We start from the raw sequence: 23,009 nt of genomic DNA, 5'->3' as shown, positions 1-23,009 counted from the left end.
AAAAACAAAACCCCGGGAGCATAGCTCGCGGGGTTTTGTCAGTGACAACCCGTATAAAAAGGCGCCAATCAGGCCTCTTTCAGGATACGCAGCATACGGCGCAACGGCTCAGCCGCACCCCACAACAGCTGGTCACCAATTACGAAAGCAGACACATACTCCGGCCCCATATTAAGCTTGCGTACACGGCCAACCCCTATCTTGAGGCCGCCCGTAATAGCAGCAGGTGTCAGCTCCTGCTCGGTGATCCCGCGCTCGTTTGGCACAAATTTCACCCAGTCATTACCTGATTTGATAACGGACTCTATCTCAGCCAGCGGAAGATCCTTTTTAAGCTTGATAGTCAATGCCAGGCTATGGCAACGCATGGCACCAATACGCACACACAAGCCATCCACCGGTATGGGGTTGCTGTTGCCGAGAATCTTATTAACCTCAGCCTGTCCCTTCCATTCCTCTTTGGATTGGCCATTCTCGAGTTGTTTGTCAATCCAGGGAATCAGGCCACCTGCCAGGGGTGCCGGGAAGAATTCGCGAGGTACGTCCTGGCGAATAGTACTGGCCACTTTTCTATCGATATCAAGAATAGCGGACGCGGGTGTTGCCAGCTCATCAGCCACGGCGGAATGGATCACCCCCATCCCCTTCAGCAACTCGCGCATATGATTAGCACCGCCGCCCGAAGCAGCCTGATAAGTCATGGAGCTTACCCAATCCACCAATCCCGCATGGAACAGGCCACCCACACCCATCAGCATGATGGAGTTGGTGCAATTGCCACCGATGTAATTCTTAACCCCCTTCTTCAAGGCGGCATCGATAACGCCCCGGTTAACCGGATCGAGGATAATGACAGCATCCTCTTCCATACGCAGGCTGGAAGCCGCGTCTATCCAGTAACCATGCCAACCTGCAGAACGCAGCTTGGGGAAAATCTCGTTGGTGTAGTCGCCACCCTGACAGGTGACAATGGCATCCAGTTGTTTCAGGTCGTCGACAGAATAAGCATCTTTCAGCGCTGGCAAGCCACTGGCCACGGCAGGCGCTGCACCGCCAACGTTAGACGTGGTGAAAAATACCGGCTCGATATCGGCAAAGTCACCCTCAGCCTGCATACGCTCCATCAATACCGAGCCCACCATACCGCGCCAGCCTACAAAACCTACTTTCATTGCAATCTCTCTTAATTTGTCCCAGGCGAAAATCAGTTCAGGGCCGCCACTACGGCGTCACCCATTTGCGAGGTAGATACTTTGGTCTTACCTTCGGTATAAATGTCTGCCGTGCGATAGCCTTGATCCAGAACCTTACCCACTGCCGCTTCTATGGCATCTGCCACAGCCGGCTCGTTAAGTGAGTAGCGCAGCATCATGGAAACCGAGAGGATGGTTGCCAGGGGGTTAGCAATGTTCTGGCCGGCAATATCCGGGGCCGAACCGTGACAGGGTTCGTACATGCCGCGACCATCTTTGTCGAGTGAGGCCGAAGGCAGCATACCAATAGAACCTGTCAACATGGCAGCAGCGTCGGACAAAATATCACCAAACATGTTGCCCGTCACTAACACGTCGAATTGTTTGGGCGCGCGCACCAGCTGCATAGCGGCGTTATCCACGTACATGTGCGACAGCTCAACGTCCGGATAGTCTTTGTGCAGTTCATCCATCACCTCGCGCCAGAGCATGGTAGCCTCCAGCACATTGGCTTTATCTACCGAACAGACCTTGCCGTTGCGCTTGCGCGCCATTTCAAAGGCGGTGCGGCCAATGCGAATAATTTCGCTTTCGGAATACTTGTAGGTGTTATAACCCTCGCGCTCACCGTTTTCCAACACGCGAATACCGCGCGGTTCGCCAAAGTAAATACCGCCCGCCAACTCGCGCACAATCAGGATATCCAGGCCAGATACCACTTCCGGTTTGAGCGATGAGGCCTCCACCAATTGCGGGTAGAGCAGCGCCGGGCGCAGGTTGGCGTACAGACCAAGCTGGGAGCGAATTTTCAGCAGGCCTTTTTCCGGGCGAATGGCACGGTCGAGTTTGTCCCACTTGGGACCGCCCACGGCGCCGAGCAGAATCGCATCGGCCTTGCGTGCACGCGCCAGGGTTTCGTCAGTCAGCGGTACACCGTGGGCATCGATAGAGCAGCCACCCATCAAGCCGTGTTCAGTCGTAATACCCAGATTAAATTGTCGATTGACTACGTCCAGCACACGCACCGCTTCGCGCACGATCTCCGGGCCAATACCATCACCTTCCAGAATTAAAATATGTTTACCCACAATCAAACTCCAATGAATGAATCTTATTTCACCACATCAAACAACCAGGGCGCCTCAGCGCGGCGCCGGGTTTCGTAGGCGCGAATTTTATCGGCTTTTTCCAGGGTTAAACCAATATCATCCAAACCGTTTAACAGGCAGTGTTTACGGAAAGCATCGATTTCAAAGCCAAAGCTCTCGCCACTTGGCGTGGTTACCGTTTGCTCCGCCAAGTCTATATTCAGGCGATAACCTTCGCTGGCATACATTTCCCGGAACAACTGGTCGACGATTTTTTCGTCCAACATAATGGGCAACAGGCCATTTTTAAAACAGTTGTTAAAGAAAATATCGGCAAAGCTGGGCGCGATGACACTGCGAAAGCCGTAATCATCCAACGCCCAGGGTGCGTGCTCGCGGCTGGAACCGCAGCCAAAGTTTTCCCGCGCCAACAACACACTGGCGTCCTGGTAACGCGGAAAATTCAATGGAAATTCCGTATTCAACGGGCGCCCCTCACAGCTTTGGTCGGGTTTGCCTTCATCAAGGTAGCGCAACTCATCAAACAGGTTTTTGCCAAAGCCGGTGCGCTTGATGGATTTCAAAAACTGTTTGGGAATAATCATATCGGTATCGACATTGGCGCGATCCATAGGCGCTGCCAAGCCATCCAACACAGTAAAACTTTTCATCTTGGCAACTCCTTAATTAAATGAGCGAACGTCAACAAAGTGGCCGGCAATCGCCGCTGCTGCCGCCATGGCCGGGCTCACCAGATGTGTGCGGCCGCCATAGCCCTGACGCCCTTCGAAATTGCGGTTGGAAGTGGAAGCACAGTGCTCACCTGCCCCGAGCTTGTCGGCGTTCATGGCCAAACACATGGAGCACCCCGGCTCACGCCATTCAATGCCCGCTGCGGTAAAAATCTTGTCAAGCCCTTCGGCTTCGGCCTGTGCTTTCACCACACCGGAACCGGGCACAACAATGGCCTCTTTCACATTGGCGGCTTTTTGCTTGCCTTTCACTACTTCTGCTGCCGCGCGAATATCCTCAATGCGTGAATTGGTACAGGAACCGATAAATACGCGGTCCACATAAATAGAAGTAATCGGCTGGTTGGCTTGCAACCCCATGTATTCCAGGGCGCGGATCATGTCTTTGCGCTTGACCGGGTCCGGCTCGTTGGCAGGGTCTGGTACCTTATCTTCAACCGACACCACCATTTCCGGCGAAGTACCCCAGCTCACTTGTGGCCTGATAGATGCGCCGTCAATTTCTATTACGGCATCAAAATGGGCACCTTCGTCACTCACCAATTCACGCCAGTTGGCCACGGCTTGCTCCCACACATCACCGCTGGGTGCATAGGGCCGGCCTTTCACATAATCGATAGTGGTTTGATCCACCGCCACCATACCGGCGCGCGCGCCGGCCTCAATGGCCATGTTGCACACGGTCAAACGCCCTTCCATGCTCATATCGCGAAACACCTGGCCGCCAAATTCCATCGCATAGCCAGTGCCGCCAGCGGTGCCAATTTTGGCGATAATGGCGAGCACGACGTCTTTAGGCGTTACCCCCAAACCCAATGTGCCATCCACCTTGATCAGCATGTTTTTCATTTTTTTGGCCACCAAGCATTGGGTTGCCATCACATGCTCTACCTCACTGGTGCCAATACCGTGGGCCAAGGCACCCAGGGCGCCGTTGGTGGCGGTATGGGAATCGCCACACACGATGGTCATACCGGGCAAACAGGCGCCGCTTTCCGGACCTACCACATGCACAATGCCCTGGCGACTGTCGTTGATTTTAAATTCGGTAATACCGAACTCATCGCAGTTGTCATCGAGGGTTTGCACCTGAATCAACGACACGGGGTCTTGAATGCCGCTTACCCCGTGGGCGCGCTCTTTTTGCGTGGTGGGTACGTTGTGGTCGGGCGTGGCCAGGATGGAATCCACTCGCCAGGGTTTACGCCCGGCCATGCGCAGGCCGTCAAACGCCTGGGGTGAAGTCACCTCGTGCACTATATGGCGATCAATGTAGATAAGCGCAGAGCCATCGTCACTTTCGTGAACCAAATGGGCATCCCAAAGCTTGTCGTAAAGCGTTTTGGCTACCATGGGGAATCTCCAGTATTACGGCTAACGGGTAGGATTGCTTGTTAATATGGAACCTATGGTATGCCGACACTTACCATAAAACAAATTTATCTTTTTTATATATTGCATAACCAAAAGGAATGATTTAAATCTAGCAACCATGGATACCCAGCAACTACAGGCTTTTGTCGCCATCGCCAATACCGGCTCCTTCTCCCAGGCAGCCAACCAACTGCATTTAACCCAGCCAGCTATCAGCAAACGCATTGCCTTGCTGGAAGAACAGGTAAAAGCACCTCTGTTTGATCGCATTGGGCGCCAGATTGCCTTGACCCAGGCAGGGCAAATCCTGTTACCCAAGGCCAAATTGATTCTTGCCGAGGTAGATGCTGCCGCCCAGGCAGTTGCCGATCTGCAGGGAACAGTGAGCGGCAAGCTGAGTATTGCCACCAGCCACCATATTGGCCTGCATTATCTCCCCCCTTACCTCCAGCAATTCGCGCAGGATTTTCCACTGGTAAAACTGGATGTGCATTTTCTTGATTCAGAGCTGGCGCACCAGGAGGTTGTCCAGGGCCGCTTTGACCTGGCGCTGGTTACCCTGGCACTGGAGCCGGATATACGCATCGCCTCACACCCACTATGGATGGATGAATTGCAGTTTGTTGCCGCCCCTTCACATCCATTGGCACACATGCAAACTCTCAATCTGGCGCAATTAAGCCATTACGATGCCATCATGCCCGACCCCAATACGTATACCACTCGCCTGATTACAACACTGTTTGACGCGGAGCACTTGCCACTCAATATCGCTATGGTTACCAACCATTTGGATGCCATTAAAATGCTCTTGGGAATTGGCCTGGGTTGGGGGGTTTTGCCCAAGCGGCTGCTAGATAGCAGCCTCAGCAGGCTGGCATTAAGCCAGGCAGCTATTGTGCGCCCCCTGGGAGCCATCCATCATCGCCAACGCAGCTTAAGCAATGCAGCCAACCAATTCCTGAATTTGTTACACCAAAGCGATACCGGTAATAAATCCGGCGCATCGTCCCCAGATTCAAACCGCAAAAACGGCTAGACTAGCCACACGTAAATCACACACCTCGCAGAAGGACTCAACCATGAAATCACGTTTTTCCCCCTGTTTACTCACCAGTAGTATGCTCGCACTGGGTTTGAGCTGTGCAGCGCAAGCAGACACAGTATTTGGTATTTATGCCGGTGCTGGCTCCTGGAATGCGGAACTGGAAGGTAATGTAGGTGACCCGGCTATTTCCATGAGTGAACTGGGAGCAAGCGACGAGCGCAATCATTACTACTACATTGCTATCGAACACCCGCTCCCACTTATTCCCAACGTGAAGCTGCAATACAACGATATCAGCAGCCAGCAAACCGCTACTATCGACCAAACGTTTGAACTGGATGGAACGGAATTCACTGCCGGCTCCAGGGTTCACAGCGATTTCGACTTAAGTTACACCGACGCAACACTCTATTACGAAATCCTCGATAATTGGTTCAATCTGGATCTCGGCCTGACCCTGCGTAAATATTCCGGTCATTTGACGGCAGAAGCAGAAACCGTCAACCAGAAAATAGATGTCGACTTACCACTTCCCCTAGTTTATGGCAGGTTTCAATTCGACTTGCCTTTCACCGGCCTTTCAGCGGGATTCGAAGGTAATTATATTAGCTACAAAGACTCGACCGTTTCAGACTATGCCGCCAAAATCAGCTATGTCTTTGACTCTGTTATGGACTTTGGTATTGAAGCAGGTTATCGCGCAATCAACCTTGAAGTTTATGAGGACGATGTAGAAGCCAATCTCGAATTGAAAGGCCCCTATATCGCCGCAATTTTCCATTTCTGATTGTTCATTTCCAGGGATTCAACCGCATAAACAGGCTTGCCAGCTCATGTCATGGGAGCTGGCAAGCCTGTAACTTACCGGGCAGGGTTAAGGGCCTATCTGGAAATAGAAATTGTAATCGCCGCTAAAGGTAAAACCATATCCGATATAAACGGGACCTACGGGTGTTTCCCCACCCCAATAGATAGCGGCGGAATTGAGCCAATCATCATCTTTCGTCAAGGTATAAGCATCTTCCAGCTTGGCGCCTTCCAATGCCAGCCCCATACGCAAATCACCGCTTAAACCCAGGGGCATACGCCCGACAATTTTTTCTGCACGCAAATGCAAATACAGGGCTTGATCAGCCAATATCTGGTTCCTTGCATAGCCTGATAGGTTTAAAAAGCCCCCAAGCTGGGCAGAATCGTATACCGGCAAAGGATCATTGATTGACGTCACAAAGCTACCCCTGGCTCCCAATACGAAATCTCCCAGGGGATGGGCATAATCAAGTCGGGTGAATAATTTTTCGTAGTCCGCCTGGGGCGATGCAAAATACCCAAGGTCACCACTCCATCCCTGCGATGGGAAATACAGGCGATTGCGCGCATCAAATAACACCTCAGTTAACCAGCCACCATAGCGTTCATTGGCATCGGGCAAATTCAACAGACTGATATCTGCACTGGCTTTAATATCATATTCACGCCACCCGCTGCGCACCTGCCCCCAGATGCCCACATTGCGCCCCAGCATCAGCTCTACGGAATGAGTGGTCAGCTCATATTCCGCAATTTTGTCACCATCAATAAAAATGTTGGAGGTCTGGCGATTACTGATATAGCGCGGCTCGACAAAATATTTGTGGCGCGTATCCAATGGCTGATAAAAATCCAGCTCGACATAGGGATCAGTGCCCGCATCCAGCACGGCAAAAAATTCACCACCATAGGAATTTATCCAGGTATTACGATAGGCTCCGCGCAGATTTACACTGGCGCCATGTCGATATTCCTCGGCAACCGTAAATCCGAAAGTGACATAATCAGAACTCCAGTTTTTTTCACGCGCTAGTATATCCAGGCGATTAACACCATCATGCTGATAAATACGGTAGTCCACACTGTCAAAGTACCCCGCACCATAAATACGGATCAGATCCTGCTCCAGGCGCCGACGGTCAACATTTTCCCCCGGACGCTGACGTACCAGACGCTCGACAAAATCGGAGTTAACCCGGTTTAACGGGGCAATATGGATCTCGTCAATGCGCACTATGGGCTCCCGCTCAACACGGCGTTGCACATTCCATTGCGCGTAAGCCTCCGGTGATACCGATAAATCTTTCAGTGCATAGAGATAACGCAATGCGGTTTGACGTCCCGCCTCTGCAGCCTCGGCATAACGCTTGAAATCTGTAGATTTGATATTGCCCAGCTCGGGAGCCATGTAAATGTCATTTCCCGTCAGGGTGGCAAGGGAGCGCTCGACATTCTGCTTGGTGAGTATCCCGATCATCTGGCCGGTGACACTCAATAGAGAGCCAACCTCATCAGCGGGCCGCAGCGGCGACCCTACGTTAATCGCGATCACCCGATCGGCATTGCACAAGCCTCGACCAATACCAATCGGCAGGTTGTCGACAAGCCCTCCATCCACCAATTGCCCCCCCTCATATTCAACCGGTGCCATCAGCCCCGGTACCGACATACTGGCACGCATGGCATGGGTAAGGCTGCCTTTACGGATAACTACCCGCTCCCCTGTTCCTATATCAGTAGCCACTATGGCTAATGGCAGGGACAGGTTCTCGATCTGGTGCTGTCCCTGCTCATCGCTGACCAAAAAGTTAAAGAACAGCTTGATCTTCTCCCCCGCGATCACCCCGGGCATTATTTGCACCCCGCGCTTGGTGATACCCATTTCTGTTCCTAATAGCAGTCCTTTGTTCACTCGCTTTTTGCGATAGCTAAGCTGGGAATAATCGGCCGTATCCAGAAACATATCAGTCCAATCGGCTTCTGCCAGCTTGTCCAGCATTTCCGAGGGAGCCAGGCCGGCAGCATAGGCACCAGCAACCAGCGCGCCCATGCTGGTACCGACAACACAATCCACTGGAATCCGCTCCTGCTCCAGCACCTGGAGTACGCCAATATGCGCCGCACCACGGGCACCACCGCCGCCAAGTACCAATGCCGTCACCGGCCTTTTGCCAGAAGCTCCTGAGGCTTGTTCTGCCATAGCAGGCAATGTGCACAAGGCAATACCTAATCCGCCCATCAAGGGCAATACAACACGTACAAGTGAAAACAAGCTCTACATCCTTCTTTAACGATTTTCGTTTTTCTGACCTAAACAGGCCCAGCCCTATAAAACATTTATCCTACCAAAAAACCAAAATGCCAATATTTCCACCTTTACGTCCCCAATTGCCCCCTTGAAAGAGGACAAGCAAACCTCTCCGCGATCAAAAGCAGTAACATTGCCTTAATTTATGGGACTTATTAAGTAAAACATCCCACAAAATAAACTTTTTCAAGTACAATGCACCTCGTTTAGGCCTTTTTATGGAATAGCATCATGACCAATAAACAAGTAGACGACCTTAATGTGGTATCCCAGGAATTGCTGATTTCTCCAGGAACCCTCAAAGCCAAGATCCCCCTGACCGATAAAGCCCGCGATATTGTTACCCGCGGTCGCGAAACCATACGCAATATTTTGGATCGCAAGGATCATCGCATCTTTGTGGTCATAGGTCCCTGCTCCATCCACGATGTTGCTGCGGCCAAGGATTATGCCCAGCGCCTGAAAAAATTGGCCGATGAAGTCAGTGACACCATCTATGTGGTCATGCGCGTCTACTTTGAAAAACCTCGTACTACTGTTGGCTGGAAGGGATTGATCAATGATCCCTACCTGGATGACTCCTTCAAAATTGAAGAAGGCTTGCACATAGGTCGCCAGCTGTTACTGGATATTGCCGAAATAGGCCTGCCGGCTGCAACAGAGGCACTGGACCCCATATCACCGCAGTACCTGCATGATTTGATCAGTTGGTCCGCGATTGGCGCACGCACCACTGAATCCCAAACCCACCGCGAGATGGCGAGCGGCCTCTCGTCAGCGGTAGGATTCAAGAACGGTACCGATGGTAGCCTGACCGTCGCTATCAATGCCCTGCAGTCTGTCTCTCGCCCCCATCGCTTCCTGGGAATCAATGGTGAGGGCCAGGTTGCCATCATCCACACGCGTGGTAATGGCTATGGCCATGTCGTATTGCGCGGTGGCAACGGCAAACCAAATTATGACTCTGTCAGTGTAGCCATTTGCGAACAGGAGCTGACTAAAGCCAAAGTCATCCCCAATATTATGGTGGACTGCAGCCACGCCAACTCCAATAAAAATCATGAGTTGCAAACCCTGGTGATGGAAAACGTAGCCAACCAGATTCTGGAAGGCAATAAATCCATCATCGGCCTGATGATAGAAAGCAATATAGGTGCGGGCAGCCAAAGCATTCCTGCCAATCTGTGCGACCTGAAGTACGGTGTTTCTGTGACCGATGCCTGTATTGACTGGGAGACAACCGAGAAGGCTTTGCACAAAATGCGCAATACCATCAAGGACGCTTTAAGCAAACGCTAAAATCGAGCGCGAGCAAGCATCTACAGGAATCATGAATGAAGTGCAAGCGCCAACCCTGAAACAGGGTTTATTACAAAAAAGCGGCATTTGCCGCTTTTTTTATGATGTTAATTATGTCTGTCAAATAATTCGACAATGCTGGTGGTATTTTCGGCATAGGCCTGTTAAATTTTGATGAATATTACCCGGTGCCAATAATGTGCTGCTTCACCATGGCCAAACACCAATAACAAAGCTGTGAACAACACAGGCTAAGCACACAGCAATAGCAACCTAGTCAAAAGCGCCACCCCATTAACGCTACAGGCAGAGTCACTATGTCATCTTCCCAAACAATGGGCAGTCCAGCACAAGCCGCCATTGCCGCCCCGGAACAGGTGCATTCCCCGTTAACGCTATACCATTTTGAATTGGCTCAGGCCCTGCACCAGAATCGCTTGCAAATCGGCCACAGCCAATTGCTTGGCTGTGATTACGTATTCATTAACGCCCAATTATGCCCTGAACTATTTAGTGAAAAACGCCTATTACAAAGCCTGCAGGAACTGCTGGAAATACTGGAGTTACGCCTCCAACAGGCGGCCCTGGTTCAGATAGATGACAGCGATGCTGATTACCCGCAATTCATACGCTATGAACTTACATTCAACAGGCAACACCTGAAGGCAGTTACACCAGTACCGGTTATACAACCGGAACAGCAGGAGTTCATGCGCATGCTGTGGGATTGCAGTAGCAGCTATTAAAAGTCCGGCGCGTATATCTTCTTCATATCCCTCCTTTACCTATAGCGTTTCTGTGCTAATGTTGCTGAAAAGACCTAAAAACAGATAAATCAGTCAATAGCAGGCGTGCGCAATGAGAGATAAACACCCGAAGCCGGTTAGCTATATCATCGGTTTGTTTCAAATATTGGCCCTAGGCGGCGCGTTACTCACTACCCCCACACAAGCAGCCACTAAAACAGTTACCACCAACATGAAGTCCAATGTGCAGACCGACTATATGAACGGGCTGTTGCGTCTGGCTTTATCCTACTCAGATACCCAATACACCTTTGCCTCAACTAATGAAGTCTACTCTCGCCCAAGGGTGATGGAATCGGTCAAGTCGGGCCAGATATCTGTCATGTGGGGTGGAACCTCGGAAGAAATGGAGCGGGAGTTTATTCCGGTACGCATCGATGCCTACCGGGGCCTGATGAATCACAGGCTCTTCTTTATACGCGAAGGCGACCAGGCACGTTTTGACCAGATACAAACCCTGGATGACCTGCGTCGTATCAAGTTCGGCCAGGGGCGCAGCTGGCAGGATGCTGAAATCCTGGAAAGCGCCGGGCTGACTGTTATCAAAGCGACCAAAAAGCCCAGCCTCTACTACATGCTGGATGGCGAACGCTTCGATGCCTTTCCCCGCGGGGCCAACGAAGTTTTTACCGAGCTGGCAGCATTTCCCAATCTCAAACTCACCGTTGAGAAGAATCTGGTATTAATTTACCCGCTTCCTACCTATTTCTTCGTCACACCCCATGACCCACAATTGGCTAAAGATATTGAATTTGGACTTGAATCCGCCATTAAGGATGGACGCTTTGATCAGTACTTCTTTAATAGCCCTGAAGTTAAAGAGGCGCTGGCCAAAGCTGACCTCAAGAATCGCCGGGCGATTCGTATAAACAATCCATTCTTACCCAAGGCAACACCACTAAACCGTAAGGAGTTATGGCTGGATCTCACCGGTGGAAACCATAGTTCCCAAGCGCAAGGTGAATCAGCAGCAAGCCTGTCTTCGGCCAACGAGTAAGCCTTCCGGCCATTAAAGCCTCGTTAAAGAAGCGTAAACAGGATGAACCCTATAAACACCAGCAGCTCTATGGGGAACGGCAAGGATTCGCCAGGGTGTCGCCTGAAGCCCTTCATGGATCACAAAACCCAAGTATCGCCATGATCCAAACTGCCCTAAACCCCATAATTCCGCTATAGTAGCGGCGTATTCCTCTTTGTAATGCCGACCTGTGACGGCCTGCCATACTCCCCCGAGATTGTGATTTATGTTGATGCAAAACCGCGCTGTAAAACAAAGCTCCCCTAGTGTCAGACGCCTTGTTTTCACCCTGATTACCCCTCTGGTTCTGGGCATAACACTCTCAACATTTACTATTGCCGAAAAAGCCTCACCCCTTGCACCAAGTGCTGACCAAAAAAAAGCCGCCATTGATATCGTCAAGCGCCTGGATAAAGAGCATTACCGTAAGCAAGAGTTTAATGACGCACTGTCTTCTCGTTATTTTGATGAGTACTTAAAATCCCTTGATGGGCAAAAAAATTTCTTTTTGCAAAGTGACATCAAGGCATTCGAGAAATATCGCCTCGCCTTTGATGACTTGTACAAAAAAGGCGATCTTGATGCGGGCTTTGCCATCTACAATCGCTATAACGAGCGCCTGATTGCTCGCCTGGAAAAAATTATTGCAGATCTCGATAACCCGGACGTTAAATTCGACTTTAACGAAGAGGTCAGCCTGCAAACTGACCGCAAAGATGCTGCCTGGCCCAAGACCGCTGCTGAAGCCGATACGCTCTGGCATCTTTATCTGAAATCCAGTTTACTCAACTCCATGCTCTCGGGAAAATCGCTTGAGGAAAGCAAAACCACCCTGCGTAAACGCTACGCCAACCAATTGCGCAGGACAAAGCAGCAAACCAATGAAGAAGCGTTTAGTGTGATGATGAATGCGCTCACGACACTTTACGACCCCCATACCAATTACCTGTCTCCCGAAAATGCAGAAAACTTTGACATCAGCATGTCATTGGAGCTGCAGGGTATTGGTGCTGTTCTGCAAAGTGAAGATGACTACACCAAAGTCAGCAGCTTGATTGTCGGCGGCCCCGCACAAAAACAGGGCCAGTTAAAGCCCAATGACAAGATTGTTGCCATCGCCCAGGGTGCCGATGGAGAAATGGTCGATGTAGTTGGCTGGCGCCTTGATGAGGTCGTCAAACTGATCCGTGGCCCCAAGGGAACCCTGGTAAGGCTGGAGGTGATTCCAGCAGATCCTACTGCTGCCACTAACAAACTGATCACGATTAAACGCGAAACCGTAAAACTGGAAGACCAGGCTGCCAAAAAAGCCATCTTTGAGGTTAACGAAAACGGTAGAACCTATAAGTTAGGGGTAATTGATGTACCCACGTTTTATATGAACTTTGAGGCTTACCAAAAAGGTGACCCCAATTACAAAAGTACAACACGCGATGTTTACAATCTGTTAAACGAATTAAACAAAGCCAAGGTTGACGGTATTATTATTGATTTGCGCGATAATGGTGGTGGCTCGCTTCCCGAAGCAGCAATGCTGACGGATTTATTTGTCGATCCGGGTCCTGTTGTACAAATTCGCCAAAGTGACGACACTGTCTCACGCAACTACCGTGCATACCAGCCTGCAGTTTACCGCGCACCGGTTGCTGTACTGGTTAACCGCCTTAGCGCATCGGCCTCTGAAATCTTTGCAGGTGCCATCCAGGATTACGGACGCGGAATCATTATTGGCTCCCCCACCTTTGGTAAAGGTTCTGTACAAAATCTGGTAGAACTGCGTCACGGCCGTTTGAAAATTACTGAAGCCAAGTTTTATCGTATTTCCGGCGATAGCACCCAACATCGAGGGGTCATACCCGATGTGCAGCTACCCAGCCTGCTCGACCCTGCCGAAATCGGTGAAAGCAGTTATGACAATGCCCTGCCCTGGGATCGTATCCACCCTGCCCCACACCAAAACTACTTCAAAATTAGCGACTATCTTCCCAAGATAGAAACAAAACACCAGGAGCGCATGGCTAAAGACCCCGAGTTCATTTATCTCAATAAACAAAGTGAGCTTTTTAAAGAGGCGTCTAACAAAAAAACCCTTTCACTGCGCCAGGCAACCCGCCAGCAGGAGCAAAAAGCGATAGAGCAGCGAACCCTTGCTAATGAAAACGAACGCCGCAAGGCCAAGGGAGAAGCTGTTTACGCAACCTACGAAGACCTGAAAAAAGCCAAGGAAGCTGAAGATGAGAAGAAAAACCAGGATCAGGACAAAGAATTGAAACCACTTGAAGATCCCTATCTTTTAGAGGCGGGCCATGTACTAGCTGACTTTATTGGCCAAATTAAGGTTCCGGAGAAACAAGTAGCCAAACAGGCTCAAGATTAACCCCTCTTTTTCACTCACTCAAACACCCGAGCAGCGATGCCCGGGTGTTTTTGTTAACGGGCAAACTGCATGAAAGCTATTTCCTTTAACGTCAACAGTATCCGCACCCGCATGCACCAGCTTGAAGCTGTGGTAAATAACCATAACCCCGACTTTATTGGCCTGCAGGAAACGAAAGTCAATGATCCAGACTTTCCACTGGAGGCTATTCAAAGCCTGGGCTACCACATCGAGTTTTTCGGTCAGAAAACCCACTATGGTGTTGCCATTTTATCCAGGCATCCGTTCAAAAAAGTCATCAAAGGCTTCCGCACAGACAGCGATGATGCCCAACGCCGTTTTATTGGCGGGGTATTTGATACGCCAATAGGCGAGGTAACCCTGTTAAACGGCTACTTCCCTCAAGGAGAAAGTCGTGATCACCCGATAAAATTTCCCGGCAAAGCTAAATTTTACGCTGACCTGCTGCAATATTTGACAGAGGAATATCAACCACAACAACAGTTAATTGTGATGGGGGATATGAACATTTCACATCAGGATATTGATATAGGTATTGGTGAGGAAAATCGCAAACGCTGGTTGCGCACGGGTAAATGCAGCTTTTTACCCGAAGAGAGGGAATGGCTGGATAAATTACTGGCCTGGGGATTACAAGACACTTACCGGGAGTTAAACCCGGATAGTAATGAAAAATTCAGCTGGTTTGATTACCGCAGTGGAGGCTTTGAGGATAATCCCAAACGCGGCCTGCGTATTGACTTAATCCTGGCAACCAATCCTTTAATCAATAAATGCATCGATACCGGTATTGACTACGATATACGCGGGATGGAAAAACCTTCCGATCATTGCCCTATCTGGGCAAGCTTCCAATAAATTCCCTCAAGCCCCATGCTGTCTATAGGACAGTATGGGTGTCATTAATCAACATTCTCGCCTAACCATCGCTGCAAACGCCGCTCAAGATCATCAAAGCGAATAGGTTTGGCAACATAATCATCAAATCCCGCACCTAGAACAGCATCATCGGTTTCCAGTTGAGAAGCGGTAACCGCAACAATTGGTAAATGGTGCAGGCTATGGCTTTCCCGCTCTTGCTCACGAATTTTCTGGGCGGCCACCAAACTATCCTTTTCCTCTGCATCATAATCCATCAGGATCAGATCAAACCGCTCTTTGCCGAGAATTTCCAATGCTTCGTGCCCATCCTGGGCCAACTGCACATAACAGCCCATTTTCTTTAGCATAGCGCCAATCACCATCTGGTCGACGCGCTGGTTTTCTACCAACAAAATTTTGTATACCACCGTCACCGCATGGTTTTCCCGCTCATTACCATGGCGCAAATCAACGGCAACATTGAGCAAACGCTGCGTAGTAACATCATACAAGCGCTTGCGCATGACCGGTTTTTCAATAACAGCCACCTGAGGATAAAGGCGTAAGTGATTTTTTACTTCCGGGGTATCTATTTGTAAACTGCTCATAGCCAATATCTGTTTTACATCGGCAAACTCGGGATTAGCCGCTATCTCAGCAGAAAGAACCATACCGTTCATATTGCCCAAACGGTTATATATCAATACCAGGTCGACCGATTTATTGTGCTGCTTACTGTCCCTAAACCTGGTCAGTATCTCATCTCGACCATATCCAATTTGGGTGTTGAAACCCCAGGTAATCAGCTCATCTGCCAATCCCTGAACATTACTTTCCGGCCAATCTGCCAGCAGTAATTGCTTGCCCTGGAATTTTTGTTCGGAGCCAAAACGACGATCCTCATGAGCCACGACGTGTAAACCAAGGTGAATAAAAATACGATTACCCCGGCTTTTATCCTCGCGAATATACACACTACCATTCATACACTCAGCCAGTCCCTTGCATATCGCCAAGCCGATACCGCGATACGATGACTCACGAGATTCCGAACCTTGCTCTGCCAGTTTCTCACTATCACTGATAACCACATGTAGCTGGCCAAAATTATCGTCTGCCTGTTCAAAACGCGCTTCGATATACAGATGGTCAATACGGCTGGATTTCAGCGCATGGGTCATCAAGGTGCTGAGAATCTGATTCATGCGCAGCACATCACCCTTAACGCGCAAGGGAATAGCGGGATCAAAAAGATAATAAATGTCGATACCTTGCTGATGGGCATCGAGCGAGAAATCCTGAATGAATTTCTCAAGCACGCGACGCAAATCGAATTCAACATCCTCCAGCGTCAGCGAGTGGGTTGTAATTTTGGAAAAATCCACGACATTATTCACCAGATCAATTTGCCGACCTGCCGCTTTGGTTGCCATGGTCAATAATTCGCGGTGATGCTCGGAAAGCTGGCTCTCGTCGATCAGGGATAAGGTACTGATCACATCGCTGATAGAAGAGCGGAACTCCTGCCCCAGGTTTACCAAAAATTCATTTTTCAATTCCAGTTGTGCCTGGGAGCTGCGTTTTTCATTCTCCAGTCCCTGCGCACGCTCACGCAGGGCGTAGTTCGCTTCAAGGCGCTCCCAATATGCTATAGAAGTCACTTTACCCTGATGCGCCAACATGACATAGAAGGTCAGCATGATAAAGCCATACAGGATTCCTTCAGCGTCTCCCAAAAATATAGCGGTAATCGCGGCGGGAACCTGTCCTATTGCCAGATAAAGAGTCAGAAAATTGCGATATGGGGCAAAGACGTTAGCAACACTGGAATAGAACACGACAGAATAGAGCCACATGACCAGGGTTTCTCCACGCATCCCATGCAGCCACGTCAGTGTCACCAAAATAACACTCCACCAGGCGGCGCCCAGGCAGGATGCAAAGAAATACTGGTTTCGCCAGCGGGCTGGAGCGCGGGCATAAAGGGTATCGAAGCGAAATAAAAAGTAACTTCGCCAGAGAGTGACCAACAGTAATCCTGTTACCAGGATAATGGCGATGTTGTGATGCTGTTGCTCGAAATTACCAAATGCCAGGCAGAGCACAAAGACAATAAAATTCAGCACCAGGCCGCGACGGCTGTATTTGGCCACACGTGCATCCGTTTCACGCATGATGGCACGGTCTTTCTGTACTTTGGAGGTGGGTACGAAAAAATGGAACATATACAGCCCTTTACCTGTAAGCAGCAGGCATGAATGACGAAAACGTCCTAACCCTCAATGACATGTACTGCGATTTCTTTACCAACAAACACTATCAATGCCAGGCCCAGGACACCAAAAAGCACAAAGGTCCCCAACTTGCCTGCCTTGGATTTTTTGGCCAAATCCCACACGATAAAAAACATGAACAGGATAAGGGCTGAAACACAAATATAGAGCGACCAGGTTTCAAATTGCTCAACCGTCATAAAGGCATAACCTGCTGTCAATAGTGAAAAGGAAATTCCGCAACCATATCCATTGTCAGGCATGGGCAGAGAGAAAAAGGCCGCTATTGTAACGAAAAGAGCACATGAAGTTTAGGCCGAAGGCGAGCAAAAATCATACACTTATACTGACAATCCTATTTAAGTGGTTATAACCAATGCCAATCAAGCAGGAACAACCCATAAATTGGCTACTTATCCCACTATTTTCCTGCAACTGGACGACAGGCAGCTAATCGCGCACAATCGGCGACATCCTGGTGCTTACCCAGTCTATCCACCCTCCTGTTATCGAGAATACCTATGTCTCAGAACGCTCGCCGACTACTGATTATTACCCTGATCCTGACCACCCTCACTGCCTGTGCGTCTGTGCTCATTGGCAACCGCGCCCAAGCTATGTTGATGAAGGCTATATTTAAGCCATTGGTCGGTTTTGATCCGACTGAAGTGAAATTACTGGAGCGCCCCATCATCAAGGAGCGTATGCAGGCGTTATTGGGAGACAAGTACGAACCCGCCATGAAGTTGCTCAATACTGCCCAGGAGATACAGCAAGAGGGGGCTCTTTTCTATATTGCATCACGCTACGCACCGCCACAATTCCAGGCAGTTGCTGACAAAGCAGGTATGGTATGGAATGCAGATACTAACCAGTTAGCCGTTATGCTGATTCAGAATGGCAAAGCTGACCTTATTTCAGAGCAAATAGAAGGAGCCAAAGAAAAATTGACGCCACAACTGCCCAAAGAATTGCAAACGGCCTATGACAAAGCCAAAGAGGTAGAACGCACGCTCGAAAATACCCGCAATAACCTATTGGATCAGGTTACCGATGGTGTTGTAGACAACATCTTGGGCACACCGACGGAATCTCAACCACAACCCTGATACCAGGGTTATGCATTAAAAACCAACATTATCATCGGCAAGTGTCACACACGCACTTGCCTTAGGCCCCATCAATGAACAAGTCAATAAGCTAACTGGTAAACGAATGCTTAATGTGCCCAAGCATTATCTGGCAGGAATAATCGGCGCGGGACAAAACGTCGGTAATAGCAGATGAATTGTTGAAAAACGAAAAACAAGGAACACACGGGAAGATATTACCCCAAACTCCCAATCATTAATCGGGCGGTCGCCCTGGCAAGTCAATGTATCTCTGCAATTCATAGGTTTGTCCTTCTTTGGTTTTGACCAAGGCCAATACCGGAAACTCACCGTAAATAGACAACCATAAATCAAAGTTGGAGCTGGCATCGGCGGTGGAAATAACTGACTGATTAAAGTCATCCCACACATGGTAAGTCACCGATTCTATATCCGAGAGCGAGCGATGCTCGATCGATTCAAGCCAGACCCGGACACGATAGCGGCCCGAGCGCGGCGATGTACGCGCCTGTATTACCTCGGCATGATGCAGAAGCGCATAGCCAAAAGACACTAAACCGGTGTAGGACTCATTCAATGATGTTTGTGCTTGCACATCGGCAATTTTTAGAGAGGTATCCGAAGTGGCAATGGCCACCTCACCCGGTGCACCTGTCAGGGCCGCGGGCACAGCCAGGCCACGGAAAAAATCCTTTTGATCCTCATAGTCCTCGGGTGCATACAGGTTGCGATGGTGATTTACCACCAGGTAAGCAAACACAGCGAGTACAACAACAGGGAAAATGGCCAGGAATAACACTGCCGGATGCAGGGGATTATTGTAAAAATCCGGCTTGGCCATACTGATCACAATACCGGCAACGGCATAAACCAGGATGATAAACAGGGCAATAATCCCCAAGGGGTTACGCGCTAAGGATTTGGCCGTCTGGTAAAAAGTGGGAGGTTCACTCATGAAGTCTGTATCCTTTGATCCCCGGGTGCCTTCAGTATAATAGACCAGGATAAAATTTATACACCCGCCTATCGCAAAATAAAACCCCCGGCTTGCAAAATCCCTTACTCATCAAACTGCATATCCTTCGGCAGGGTGATATTGCGCGGATACTGGGGTTTTTGCCCCTTGCCTTTACGGTAATTACGCAATTGGAAAACATAGGCAAGAACCTGTGCAACGGCGAGGTATAGGCCTGACGGAATTGCCTGGTCTATTTCCGTGGTGTAATAAATGGCGCGGGCCAAAGGCGGCGACTCTATGGTTTCGATGTTGTGTGCCTTGGCAATTTCACGAATTTTCAAGGCAATATTGTCCCCTCCCTTGGCCAGCATAATCGGTGTATCCATCGTTTCAGGATCATACTTAAGGGCAACCGCAAAGTGCGTCGGGTTGGTGATAACAACATCTGCCATAGGGACATTTGCCATCATACGGCGCTGCGCCATCTCACGTTGCAACTGGCGAATACGACCTTTGACTTCAGGCTTGCCATCTGTATCCTTGGCTTCATCTTTGAGATCCTGGCGCGACATTTTGAGCTTTTTATTGTGCTCATAGAGCTGCAGCGGAATATCCACAGCGGCGATAACAATCGTGGTAGCTGCCAATGCAATAGTGGCATAAATGGAAATCTCCAATGAATGCACAATGGCATTACCTACCGCTTCATCGCTGATACGGAACATATCTTGTGCATACAGGAATAATAGCCAGATAGTCGTCAAGAGTATGATAGATACCTTGAGCAAGGCCTTGAACAGTTCAATCAGGGATTTCAATGAGAATATGCGTTTGAGTCCGGCAATAGGGTCCATCCTGCTCAGCTTGGGCATCATGGCCTTGGAGCTCATCAACCAGCCACCCAGGGCAATAGGTCCCACGATAGATGCGATCAACAATAACACCATTAACGGTGCCATGCTCAGCATGCCCTGGTAAATCGCGCGCACCAGATGTGAAATCATCGCATTGGTATCAAAGATATCCGTGCGGCTGATAATAAAATTTTCACGGGTAATCCCCAGTAACTTTCCTCCCATAAATTCTGCGAAAACCCACAAGCCTATAGCTGCCAACAATAAAACAGCGGTCGTCGTGAGATCGCGCGAGCGGGGAATCTGACCTTCTTCGCGGGCCTTTTCAAGGCGCCGCGCACTGGGCTCTTCCGTTTTTTCCTGACTGCTATCGTCGCCTTCTGCCATCAGGGCACCTCGACCAGGTTACGCAGTATTCCTATCCCCTCTTCCATTAATTCCATATAGAGCGGCAGGAAATTCCCCAGGCTGAAATACATCAACGCCAAACCAAAGACCAGGGTAATCGGAAACCCTACAGTAAATACGTTCATTTGCGGTGCTGCACGACTCATAACACCAAATGACATATTGACAATCATCAGCGATGTAAATAAAGGCAATGCAATCAACAAGGCCGCGCTAAACATCCAAGAGCCCATCTGGACTATTACCATATAGGCAGAGGTACTTATCCCGTCACCGCCTATGGGGAAAAAGCGAAAACTATCGATCATTAACTGCAACACCACCAAATGACCATTGGTACTGAGAAATAACAGTGTGGAAAGCAGCAAATAAAACTGGGATAACACAGTGACACTGACGCCACTGGACGGGTCATTCATAGCAGCAAACCCCAACCCCATTTTCATGGCGATGTATTGACCTGCCAATACAAAAACATGCAAGACAACCTGCATGGTAAACCCCAGCGCCAAGCCAATCAGCACCTCTTGTGCAATCAACATAAGCCCCGCCAGCGATAGCAGGGAAACAACAGGTGCAGGAGGTAATACGGGCACCAGCAAAAATACGGTGAGCAGCATCAGGATCAAACGAATACGCGCTGGCACAGTGCGGGCACCAATAACGGGTACTGCAAAATAAAAAGCGCCGATACGCAGCATTGGCCAGATATATTGACCAATAAATTGCATGAGCTGGTCTTCGCTGATGATCAGGGGCTGCACAATTTACCTAGCCAATTAATCCGGGCACTGCGGAATACAGGCGATTGAACAGATCCATAAACCTGGTTAACAACCAGGGGCCGGCCACCATCAGGGTTGCGATGGTGACGAGCAAACGTGGCAAAAAGCTCAGCGTTTGCTCGTTAATCTGGGTCGCTGCCTGGAACATACTCACAACCAACCCCACAATCAATCCGGGGCCTACGATGACGGTGAGCATCAGGATCGTTAGCCAGAACGCATCCGCAAAAATATCCATTACCACTTCAGGTGTCATGATATTGCTCCTCTATACACCGTAACTGGCGGCCAGGGTTCCCACAATCATGGCCCAACCGTCGACGAGCACAAACAACATAATTTTAAACGGCAGCGAAATAATCAGCGGCGAGAGCATCATCATACCCATCGCCATCAACACACTGGAAACCACAATATCAATGATGAGAAAGGGGATAAAAATAATAAAACCTATCTGGAATGCCGTTTTCAGCTCACTGATGATAAAAGCAGGCGCCAGTATGGTGAACGGAATGTCTTCCGGTGTTGCAATAGGTGGATGCTTGGCAATCCCGACAAACAACAGGATGTCTGATTCCCGTGTTTGTGCCAGCATAAAGCGATGGAAAGGCGCTGCTGTTTTAGCCAAGGCTTCCTGTGCTGAAATTTGCCCATTGATGTAGGGCTGGAGGGCATCATGGTTAGCCTGGTCAAACACCGGTTTCATAATAAACAGGGTCAGGAATAATGCGAGGCCAATCAAAATCTGATTGGAGGGAGACTGCTGCAAACCCAATGCCTGGCGCAAAATAGAAAATACAATAATGATCCGGGTGAATGAGGTCATCATCATCAAAATCGCCGGCAAAAAGCTCAGCGCTGTCATTAGCGCGAGGATCTGCAGGGTTACGGTATATTCCTGGGTGCCATCCGGATTGGTTTGGATGGTCAGTGCAGGCAATCCCGGGATAGCGGGCAACGATCCCAGGGACGATGAGGGCTGTGCCAACGGCAGGGACTGATTGGAATCCGTTACCGGTGGCTGTGCGGTTTGCGCCAGCGTCCATGGCGCCAACACCAACAGTGCCAACAGCAAGCTCGTCCAACCAATAAATCGCCGAAAAAACATCATGAGCCGCTCAACCCTGTGTCGATGAATTATTATCGGAGGCAGTCGATGCACCACCCGGTTTCTGCTGCAGGATTGCCATCAGTTTGCGGCTGAACTCTGTATGTTTTACAGAACCCCCACTGGTCACAACAGGCTCATCAAACACATGCAATGTATTGACCTGCTGTGCAGTTACCCCTAACAGCAACTGTTTTCCTCCCACCTCTACCAGCAAGATACGCTCGCGCGTTCCCAGGGGCATGGCAGCAATCATCTTCATATGGGCATTGCCACTCAACATGCCCTGCCCAAAACGGCGAATAAACCAGGACACCCCGAAAATCAACACCACAATCAGCCCCAGCGCCAAGGTGACACTTAATAAATGACCGCTACTACCCGGTGTATTTTTGCTGTAGTAATTAGGCGAGGCAGCAGGTTTATCGATTGTATGAACGGATTGCTCTAGCGGTTCCTCCAAACCCACCGATGGAATCTGCGCGGCGGAGCTGGCATTAGCAGCAGTTGATGTTGTTTGTGCCTCCGCAAGTGGCACCGACATCATGAGGTAAAA

General features: G+C 49.7%; 21 protein-coding genes. 8 read left to right on the top strand and 13 right to left on the bottom strand.

The window, feature by feature from the left end:
- Positions 1–68: 68 nt before the first annotated feature.
- The 4 genes from asd to leuC are packed head-to-tail and all read right to left on the bottom strand — an operon-like array spanning position 69 to position 4,386.
- On the bottom strand, positions 69–1,172 hold the full coding sequence (gene asd, locus CJA_RS08510) for an aspartate-semialdehyde dehydrogenase (protein WP_012487368.1): 1,104 nt from the start codon (positions 1,170–1,172) through the stop codon (positions 69–71).
- A 32-nt stretch (positions 1,173–1,204) separates the two neighbouring features.
- Entirely contained in the window at positions 1,205–2,281 is a 1,077-nt protein-coding gene (gene leuB / locus CJA_RS08505) for a 3-isopropylmalate dehydrogenase (protein ID WP_012487367.1), read from the bottom strand.
- A gap of 23 nt (positions 2,282–2,304) precedes the next feature.
- Positions 2,305–2,952 (bottom strand): 3-isopropylmalate dehydratase small subunit, encoded by a 648-nt coding sequence (gene leuD / locus CJA_RS08500; RefSeq protein WP_012487366.1) that lies wholly within the window; start codon positions 2,950–2,952, stop codon positions 2,305–2,307.
- A gap of 12 nt (positions 2,953–2,964) precedes the next feature.
- Positions 2,965–4,386: a 3-isopropylmalate dehydratase large subunit gene (leuC, locus tag CJA_RS08495; RefSeq protein ID WP_012487365.1), complete on the bottom strand. Its 1,422-nt coding sequence runs from the start codon at positions 4,384–4,386 to the stop codon at positions 2,965–2,967.
- Between the two features lie 139 nt (positions 4,387–4,525).
- On the opposite strand from leuC, the gene CJA_RS08490 reads away from it, so the two are divergent.
- Entirely contained in the window at positions 4,526–5,446 is a 921-nt protein-coding gene (locus CJA_RS08490) for a LysR family transcriptional regulator (protein ID WP_012487364.1), read from the top strand.
- 43 nt (positions 5,447–5,489) lie between these two features.
- Positions 5,490–6,242: a TIGR04219 family outer membrane beta-barrel protein gene (locus CJA_RS08485; protein WP_012487363.1), complete on the top strand. Its 753-nt coding sequence runs from the start codon at positions 5,490–5,492 to the stop codon at positions 6,240–6,242.
- Positions 6,243–6,329: 87 nt separating this feature from the next.
- Here CJA_RS08485 and CJA_RS08480 read toward each other — a convergent pair whose 3' ends face one another.
- On the bottom strand, positions 6,330–8,537 hold the full coding sequence (locus CJA_RS08480) for a patatin-like phospholipase family protein (RefSeq protein WP_012487362.1): 2,208 nt from the start codon (positions 8,535–8,537) through the stop codon (positions 6,330–6,332).
- A gap of 267 nt (positions 8,538–8,804) precedes the next feature.
- On the opposite strand from CJA_RS08480, the gene CJA_RS08475 reads away from it, so the two are divergent.
- The 5 genes from CJA_RS08475 (at position 8,805) to xthA (ending at position 14,952) form a co-directional block, all read left to right on the top strand.
- Complete coding sequence (locus CJA_RS08475; protein WP_012487361.1) at positions 8,805–9,872, top strand: 3-deoxy-7-phosphoheptulonate synthase; 1,068 nt, start codon at positions 8,805–8,807, stop codon at positions 9,870–9,872.
- 317 nt (positions 9,873–10,189) lie between these two features.
- On the top strand, positions 10,190–10,618 hold the full coding sequence (locus CJA_RS08470; RefSeq protein WP_012487358.1) for a hypothetical protein: 429 nt from the start codon (positions 10,190–10,192) through the stop codon (positions 10,616–10,618).
- Positions 10,619–10,730: 112 nt separating this feature from the next.
- A complete protein-coding gene (locus CJA_RS08465) occupies positions 10,731–11,675 on the top strand; it encodes a transporter substrate-binding domain-containing protein (protein WP_012487357.1) in 945 nt (314 codons plus the stop codon).
- Between the two features lie 247 nt (positions 11,676–11,922).
- Complete coding sequence (locus CJA_RS08460) at positions 11,923–14,073, top strand: carboxy terminal-processing peptidase (RefSeq protein ID WP_012487356.1); 2,151 nt, start codon at positions 11,923–11,925, stop codon at positions 14,071–14,073.
- A gap of 69 nt (positions 14,074–14,142) precedes the next feature.
- Positions 14,143–14,952, top strand: a complete 810-nt coding sequence (xthA, locus tag CJA_RS08455; RefSeq protein ID WP_012487355.1) for an exodeoxyribonuclease III — start codon at positions 14,143–14,145, stop codon at positions 14,950–14,952.
- A 44-nt stretch (positions 14,953–14,996) separates the two neighbouring features.
- Here xthA and CJA_RS08450 read toward each other — a convergent pair whose 3' ends face one another.
- Both CJA_RS08450 and CJA_RS08445 read right to left on the bottom strand, forming a co-directional pair.
- Positions 14,997–17,180 carry a response regulator gene (locus CJA_RS08450; protein WP_012487354.1) on the bottom strand — a complete coding sequence of 728 codons (2,184 nt, stop codon included), beginning with the start codon at positions 17,178–17,180 and terminating at the stop codon, positions 14,997–14,999.
- 47 nt (positions 17,181–17,227) lie between these two features.
- Positions 17,228–17,428, bottom strand: a complete 201-nt coding sequence (locus CJA_RS08445) for a DUF2788 domain-containing protein (RefSeq protein WP_041551343.1) — start codon at positions 17,426–17,428, stop codon at positions 17,228–17,230.
- Positions 17,429–17,749: 321 nt separating this feature from the next.
- On the opposite strand from CJA_RS08445, the gene CJA_RS08440 reads away from it, so the two are divergent.
- On the top strand, positions 17,750–18,337 hold the full coding sequence (locus CJA_RS08440) for a hypothetical protein (protein ID WP_012487352.1): 588 nt from the start codon (positions 17,750–17,752) through the stop codon (positions 18,335–18,337).
- A 238-nt stretch (positions 18,338–18,575) separates the two neighbouring features.
- Here CJA_RS08440 and CJA_RS18655 read toward each other — a convergent pair whose 3' ends face one another.
- The 6 genes from CJA_RS18655 to fliO all read right to left on the bottom strand — a co-directional run bounded on the left by CJA_RS18655 (position 18,576) and on the right by fliO (position 23,000).
- Positions 18,576–19,295, bottom strand: a complete 720-nt coding sequence (locus CJA_RS18655) for a pYEATS domain-containing protein (protein WP_012487351.1) — start codon at positions 19,293–19,295, stop codon at positions 18,576–18,578.
- Positions 19,296–19,399: 104 nt separating this feature from the next.
- The gene (flhB, locus tag CJA_RS08430) at positions 19,400–20,539 is read right to left on the bottom strand and encodes a flagellar biosynthesis protein FlhB (protein WP_012487350.1); all 1,140 of its coding nucleotides are present in this window, start codon (positions 20,537–20,539) and stop codon (positions 19,400–19,402) included.
- On the bottom strand, positions 20,539–21,324 hold the full coding sequence (gene fliR / locus CJA_RS08425; protein WP_012487349.1) for a flagellar biosynthetic protein FliR: 786 nt from the start codon (positions 21,322–21,324) through the stop codon (positions 20,539–20,541). The genes flhB and fliR overlap by 1 nt, the downstream gene beginning before the upstream one ends.
- Before the next feature lie 7 nt (positions 21,325–21,331).
- Positions 21,332–21,601, bottom strand: a complete 270-nt coding sequence (fliQ, locus tag CJA_RS08420; protein ID WP_012487348.1) for a flagellar biosynthesis protein FliQ — start codon at positions 21,599–21,601, stop codon at positions 21,332–21,334.
- 12 nt (positions 21,602–21,613) lie between these two features.
- On the bottom strand, positions 21,614–22,453 hold the full coding sequence (gene fliP / locus CJA_RS08415; protein WP_012487347.1) for a flagellar type III secretion system pore protein FliP: 840 nt from the start codon (positions 22,451–22,453) through the stop codon (positions 21,614–21,616).
- A 10-nt stretch (positions 22,454–22,463) separates the two neighbouring features.
- Complete coding sequence (fliO, locus tag CJA_RS08410) at positions 22,464–23,000, bottom strand: flagellar biosynthetic protein FliO (RefSeq protein WP_049765430.1); 537 nt, start codon at positions 22,998–23,000, stop codon at positions 22,464–22,466.
- Positions 23,001–23,009 lie beyond the last annotated feature (9 nt).

The sequence above is a fragment of the Cellvibrio japonicus Ueda107 genome (genome assembly GCF_000019225.1).
In the GTDB taxonomy this organism is placed as follows: Bacteria; Pseudomonadota; Gammaproteobacteria; order Pseudomonadales; family Cellvibrionaceae; genus Cellvibrio; species Cellvibrio japonicus.
Note: the sequence above shows the minus strand (reverse complement) of the source record. Positions and strands in the feature narration are given on the sequence as shown.

Coding starts and splice junctions, on each gene's coding strand:
- asd (WP_012487368.1), bottom strand. CDS start 1,172: ATGAAAGTAGGTTTTGTAGGCTGGCGCGGTATGGTGGGCTCGGTATTG.
- leuD (WP_012487366.1), bottom strand. CDS start 2,952: ATGAAAAGTTTTACTGTGTTGGATGGCTTGGCAGCGCCTATGGATCGC.
- leuC (WP_012487365.1), bottom strand. CDS start 4,386: ATGGTAGCCAAAACGCTTTACGACAAGCTTTGGGATGCCCATTTGGTT.
- CJA_RS08490 (WP_012487364.1), top strand. CDS start 4,526: ATGGATACCCAGCAACTACAGGCTTTTGTCGCCATCGCCAATACCGGC.
- CJA_RS08485 (WP_012487363.1), top strand. CDS start 5,490: ATGAAATCACGTTTTTCCCCCTGTTTACTCACCAGTAGTATGCTCGCA.
- CJA_RS08475 (WP_012487361.1), top strand. CDS start 8,805: ATGACCAATAAACAAGTAGACGACCTTAATGTGGTATCCCAGGAATTG.
- CJA_RS08470 (WP_012487358.1), top strand. CDS start 10,190: ATGTCATCTTCCCAAACAATGGGCAGTCCAGCACAAGCCGCCATTGCC.
- CJA_RS08465 (WP_012487357.1), top strand. CDS start 10,731: ATGAGAGATAAACACCCGAAGCCGGTTAGCTATATCATCGGTTTGTTT.
- CJA_RS08460 (WP_012487356.1), top strand. CDS start 11,923: ATGTTGATGCAAAACCGCGCTGTAAAACAAAGCTCCCCTAGTGTCAGA.
- xthA (WP_012487355.1), top strand. CDS start 14,143: ATGAAAGCTATTTCCTTTAACGTCAACAGTATCCGCACCCGCATGCAC.
- CJA_RS08450 (WP_012487354.1), bottom strand. CDS start 17,180: ATGTTCCATTTTTTCGTACCCACCTCCAAAGTACAGAAAGACCGTGCC.
- CJA_RS08445 (WP_041551343.1), bottom strand. CDS start 17,428: ATGACGGTTGAGCAATTTGAAACCTGGTCGCTCTATATTTGTGTTTCA.
- CJA_RS08440 (WP_012487352.1), top strand. CDS start 17,750: ATGTCTCAGAACGCTCGCCGACTACTGATTATTACCCTGATCCTGACC.
- CJA_RS18655 (WP_012487351.1), bottom strand. CDS start 19,295: ATGAGTGAACCTCCCACTTTTTACCAGACGGCCAAATCCTTAGCGCGT.
- flhB (WP_012487350.1), bottom strand. CDS start 20,539: ATGGCAGAAGGCGACGATAGCAGTCAGGAAAAAACGGAAGAGCCCAGT.
- fliQ (WP_012487348.1), bottom strand. CDS start 21,601: ATGACACCTGAAGTGGTAATGGATATTTTTGCGGATGCGTTCTGGCTA.
- fliP (WP_012487347.1), bottom strand. CDS start 22,453: ATGTTTTTTCGGCGATTTATTGGTTGGACGAGCTTGCTGTTGGCACTG.
- fliO (WP_049765430.1), bottom strand. CDS start 23,000: ATGATGTCGGTGCCACTTGCGGAGGCACAAACAACATCAACTGCTGCT.